The sequence below is a fragment of the Bradyrhizobium sp. Leo170 genome (genome assembly GCF_004296405.1).
Lineage (GTDB): Bacteria > Pseudomonadota > Alphaproteobacteria > Rhizobiales > Xanthobacteraceae > Bradyrhizobium.
The window spans coordinates 1-5,348 of sequence record NZ_PSRR01000457.1 but is presented as its reverse complement, the minus strand read 5'-3'; the positions used below and the strand labels follow the sequence as shown (position 1 = coordinate 5,348).

5 protein-coding genes are annotated in these 5,348 nt (G+C 65.5%); all 5 read left to right on the top strand.

Annotated elements, in window-relative coordinates:
• Positions 1-155 precede the first annotated feature (155 nt).
• The 5 genes from CWO89_RS40260 to CWO89_RS40240 all read left to right on the top strand — a co-directional run bounded on the left by CWO89_RS40260 (position 156) and on the right by CWO89_RS40240 (position 5,251).
• Entirely contained in the window at positions 156-2,204 is a 2,049-nt protein-coding gene (locus tag CWO89_RS40260; RefSeq protein ID WP_130583819.1) for an elongation factor G, read from the top strand.
• Between the two features lie 51 nt (positions 2,205-2,255).
• Entirely contained in the window at positions 2,256-3,044 is a 789-nt protein-coding gene (locus CWO89_RS40255; protein WP_130583818.1) for a GNAT family N-acetyltransferase, read from the top strand.
• A 3-nt stretch (positions 3,045-3,047) separates the two neighbouring features.
• Entirely contained in the window at positions 3,048-3,680 is a 633-nt protein-coding gene (locus CWO89_RS40250; RefSeq protein WP_130583817.1) for a YoaK family protein, read from the top strand.
• Positions 3,681-3,718: 38 nt separating this feature from the next.
• Positions 3,719-4,561 (top strand): shikimate dehydrogenase, encoded by an 843-nt coding sequence (locus tag CWO89_RS40245; RefSeq protein WP_130583816.1) that lies wholly within the window; start codon positions 3,719-3,721, stop codon positions 4,559-4,561.
• Between the two features lie 111 nt (positions 4,562-4,672).
• The gene (locus tag CWO89_RS40240) at positions 4,673-5,251 is read left to right on the top strand and encodes a hypothetical protein (protein WP_463703201.1); all 579 of its coding nucleotides are present in this window, start codon (positions 4,673-4,675) and stop codon (positions 5,249-5,251) included.
• Positions 5,252-5,348: the final 97 nt, after the last annotated feature.

The following is a 5,348-nucleotide window of genomic DNA, read 5'->3' as shown; positions in this document are numbered from 1 at the left end:
GGCAAGAAGTCGTGCACGCTTCATTGCATTAGACCATTACATCGCAACGCAGCGACGTTTTCGCGCGTGTTCCCGCTTGCCAAACGCCCGCGACGGGCGGAGCATCGACGATTGCCGACCCAATCAAGGGCCGAGCTCCAGACGAGGAGACGGCAATGGGACAAGACGTCAGAAGTCCCCGAGGTCCACGGTGCATTGCACTGGTGGGCCCTTTTCAGAGCGGTAAGACCACACTTCTCGAAGCGATCTTGGCGCGAACCGGTGCGATCCGGACAGCCGGCAGTGTCGATGCCGGAAGTTCCGTTGGCGACGCCAGTGCCGAAGCGCGCAGTCACAAGATGAGCGTCGGGCTTACCGCCGCCACCACGACCTTCATGGGCGACAGCTACACCTTCCTCGATTGTCCCGGCTCGGTCGAATTCGCGCACGATATGCGCATGGCGCTTCCCGCGGTCGATGCCGCGGTCGTGGTCTGCGAGGCCGACGAGAAGAAGCTGCCGCAATTGCAGCTCATCCTGCGCGAATTGGAAGAGCTGGCCATTCCCCGTTTCCTGTTCCTGAACAAGATCGATCGCGCCAACAAGCGCGTCCGCGAGACGCTCGCCACGCTGCAGCCGGCCTCGCGCGTGCCGCTGGTGCTCAGGCAAATTCCGATCTGGAACGGCGATCTGATCGAGGGTTTCGTCGATCTGGCGCTGGAACGCGCCTTCGTCTATCGCGAGCACAAGCCGTCGGAGGTGGTCGCGCTCGAAGGCGGCGATCTCGATCGCGAGAAGGAAGCGCGCTTCTCGATGCTGGAGAAGCTTGCCGACCATGACGACGCGCTGATGGAGCAGTTGCTCGAGGACATTCAGCCGCCGCGCGACGCCGTGTTCGACGATCTCGCCCGCGAACTGCGCGAAGGCGTGATCTGTCCGGTGCTGCTCGGCTCGGCCCTGCGCGAGAACGGCGTGCTGCGCCTGATGAAGGCGCTGCGCCATGAATCGCCCGGCATCGCCGAAACCGCCAAGCGCCTTGGCGCCCCCGAAACGAAGGATGCGCTCGCCTATGTGTTCAAGACCGTGCATTTGCAGCACGGCGGCAAACTGTCGCTGGCTCGACTGCTCGCCGGCCGTCTGGACGATGGCGCGACGCTGATCTCCTCGTCCGGCGAGACCGGCCGCGTTTCCGGTATCCTCGCCGCAGGCGGCGCGTTCGACACCAAGCGTGCCGCCGCGGAAGCCGGTGATACGGTTGCGCTCGGCAAGCTCGATGCGATCAAGACCGGCGACACAATGGCGAGCGGCAAGACCGCGCCGCCGTCGCTGGTGAAGGTCGAGCCGACGTCGCCGGTGCTGGCGATGTCGGTCGCGGCCACCGACCGCAAGGACGACGTCAAGCTCGGGCAGGCGCTGTTGCGGCTGAACGAGGAGGATCCGTCGCTGACCCAGATCCAGAACCAGCGCACGCACGATACCGTGCTGTGGGGGCAGGGCGAGATGCACCTGCGCGTCGCGGTGGAACGGCTGCGTGATCGCTTCGGCGTCAACGTCAAATCGCACCCACCTGCGATCGGGTATCAGGAGACCATCCGGAAACCGATCACCCAACGCGGGCGGCACAAGAAGCAGTCCGGCGGCCACGGCCAGTTCGGCGACGTGGTGCTGGAACTAAAGCCCTTGCCACGCGGCTCCGGCTTCACCTTCGACGAGACCGTGGTCGGCGGCGCGGTGCCGCGGAACTATATCGGCGCGGTGGAGGAGGGTGTGGTCGACGGCCTGCTGAAGGGTCCGCTCGGCTTTCCCGTGGTCGACGTCCATGTGCGCCTGACCGACGGTTCCTACCACAGCGTCGACTCCTCCGATCTCGCGTTCCGCACTGCAGCGCGGATTGGCGTCAGCGAGGCGCTGCCGAACTGTCATCCGGTGCTGTTGGAACCGATCCACATGGTCGAAATCGTCTGCCCGACCGACGCCACCGCCAAGATCAACGCCATCCTGTCGGCGCGGCGGGGCCAGATCCTCGGTTTCGACACCCGCGAGGGCTGGGCCGGCTGGGACTGCGTCCGCGCCACCATGCCGGAAGCCGAAATCGGCGACCTGATCGTGGAACTCCGCTCGGCCACCGCCGGCGCCGGCAGCTTCACCCGGCAGTTCGATCACATGGCTGAAGTGACCGGCCGGACAGCCGATCAAATTATTGCGGCGCATCGCGTGGCGGCATAAGTGTTGCTAGGATCATGGCCCCGGATCGAGGGTCATGATCCCCGCATCGCCATGGAAGTTGTCGATCTCTCCTTGAAAATGCGGCGGCTGACGCAATGGCTGGACGGCCGTTGTCAGCCTTACCGGCTTGTGCGCCGGCAGTTCGACGGTCCGCCGTTCGGTCACTGCTACGTGACCATCGATCCCGAACGTCAGGCGCCGTTTCCATCCGCCAATCTCAATCGCGTCTATCTCTGCGGCGCTGATCCCGCCATGACGGATGATGCGGTCGCGCGCTTCATCGATCTGTTCACGGCTGAGGGTGTGAAGCGCTTCTTTGTCTGGCTGAGCCCTGGTCCCGACATGGACCTGATGCGGGCGCGGCTCGAGGCGGGTGGCCTGTCGCGCGCACGCCGCACCGGATATCCAACCTTGTGGCGCACGGCCTATTCGCCGCTTCATTTCACAACCGATCTTGGCATCCGCGAGGTGACCACTGACGAGATCGATGCGGCGCGCGATCAGCTCGGCGACACGCTATGGCCGGAATATGCGCGCTCGGCCGGCCGCAGGGGCTTCGTGCACTACATGGCGTTCGACGGCGATCAGCCGGTGGCGATCGCCGCGCTCTGCCTGTTCGAGGACATCGGCTATCTCCTGGCCGCGACCACCGCCGAAAGCCATCGCAAGCGCGGCGCGCAGCAGGCGCTCATCGCAAAGCGGGTCGAACGCGCCGAGCAGATGGGCTGCACAGTGCAGGTCTCCGAGACCATGTACATGCTGGAACATTCGTACCGCAATCTGCGGCGCGCCGGTTTCACGGAAGCCTACGAGAAAGAGGTCTACGAGTGGACGGCGTGACGCATGCTTGACTCGCGCCGTAACATGACGCTGGCCTGCGCGCTGAGCGCGCTCGCCGGTTATCTCGACGGCATCGGCTATCTGCATCTCGGCGGCCTGTTCGTCTCCTTCATGAGCGGCAATTCGACGCGTCTCGGCGTCAACCTGACCGAGGCGAACTGGTTCGCGGCGGCGCAAACCATTGGCATCATCGTGACCTTCGTGTTCGGCGCGGCGGCGGGCAGCCTGATCGTTCTGGCGCGCGGCGGCCGTCGCCAGACCTGGCTGTTGCTGACGGAAACGCTGCTGCTCGTCGGCTCCGCGCTCGCCTATACGTTCGGCTCGCCGACGGTCGCGGTCGGCGGCATCGTGTTCGCGATGGGACTGGAGAATGCGATGTTCCAGATTCGCGGCGGCGCCGGCCTCGGCCTCACCTATGTCACCGGCGCGCTCGTCAAGGCCGGCCAGCTTCTTGGGGCGGCGCTGACCGGCGGCCCGCGCTGGGCCTGGCTGCCGAACCTCCTGTTATGGACGGCGCTGGTGCTGGGGTCGACCGTCGGCGCGCTCGCTTATCTCCACCTCAATCTTTCCGCGGTCTGGTTCGCCGCAGGCGCCGCCGTCGTACTCACCGCGATCGTCGCAGTGCGGGATAAGTGAATGTTGACAGTCCGCATCGCTTGTCCGATTGGACTGAAATGACCGCACCGACCAAAGCCCGCGCCGCATGCCTGATCGGATGGCCGGCCGCGCATTCGCGCTCGCCGCTGATTCATCACTATTGGCTGAGGAAGCTCGGCATCGAGGGCGGCTACAACATCGAGGCGATCCCGCCGGAGGGCTTTGCCGAGTTCGTGTTGCATCTGTCGACGCATGGCTTCGTCGGCGCCAATGTCACGATCCCGCACAAGGAGCGCGCGCTGGCGCTGTCGGTGCCTGACGAGCGCGCCCGCGCGGTCGGCGCCGCCAATACGCTGTGGTACGAAGGCGGCGAGCTGCGCTCGACCAACACCGACGTCGAAGGTTTCATCAACAATCTCGACGCCTCCGCGCCCGGCTGGGGCCAGGCGACCGAGGCGCTGGTGCTGGGCGCCGGCGGCTCGGCGCGCGCCGTGGTGTTCGGATTGCTCGATCGCGGCATGCAGCGCATTCACCTCGTCAACCGCAGCATCGAACGTGCCCGCGCGCTTGCCGATCAGTTCGGTTCTCGCGTCGAGCCGGCTGGCTGGGACGCGCTTGCCGATCTGTTGCCGCGCGTGAGGCTGTTGGTGAACACCACCTCGCTCGGCATGCACGGCCAGCCGGCGCTCGACCTCGACGTCGGCTTGTTGCCGCCAAATGCCGTCGTCGCCGACCTTGTCTATGTTCCACTGAAGACGCCGCTGCTTGCAGCCGCCGAGGCGCGCGGATTGAAGACGGCCGACGGGCTCGGCATGCTCCTGCACCAGGCGGTGCGCGGCTTCGAATTGTGGTTCGGCCAGCGCCCGCAAGTGACGCCGGAACTGCGCGCGCTGGTCGAGGACGATCTCACAAAGGCTTGAGTGCGCGAAATATCGCCGCGACAGCGGGGTCTCTGGAGAGGTGATCCACCCGGAGCTCTCGCTATGCCTCCCTACCGTTCCACGCTCGCCCGCCCGCTATTTGCCGTCGCCATGGTTGCGGCATCAACCCTCTATGCGATCGCGCAACAGCCGCCTGTGTCCTCGCGGGTGCGCGGGACCATCGAAAGCGTCGTCGGCGACACGATCGAGGTCAAGTCGCGCAGCGGTGAGGACGTCAAGCTGCATATGACGGGCGATGCGCGCGTTGCCGGCATCGTCACGATCGCGCTATCCGACATCAAGGTCGGTTCCTTCATCGGCGCTACGACCGTGCCGGGTTCCGACGGCACGCCGAAAGCGGTGGAAGTCCACGTCTTCCCGGAGGAGATGCGCGGCACCGGCGAGGGCTCGCGGCCCTGGGACACACGTCCCAACAGCAGCATGACCAATGCGACGGTCGCCGAATCCGTGGTCAGCAATGACGGCCACACGCTGCTCGTCAAATACAAGGGCGGCGAGAAGAAGGTGATGGTCTCGCCTGACACACCTGTCGTGACCTACGTCCCCGGCGACAAGTCCGAGCTCAAGGCAGGCGCCAAGATCATCGCATTCACGAAAAAGTCGCCCGATGGCTCGCTCGAGACCAACCGCATCAGCGTCGGCCGCGACGGGCTTACGCCGCCGATGTAAATGCGCGGTTCACCCTTTCCCCTTGTGGGAGAGGGTCGCTTCGCGAAGCGAAGCGGGGTGAGGGGTTCTCTCCGCGGACACCGTTGCCAGTGGAGAC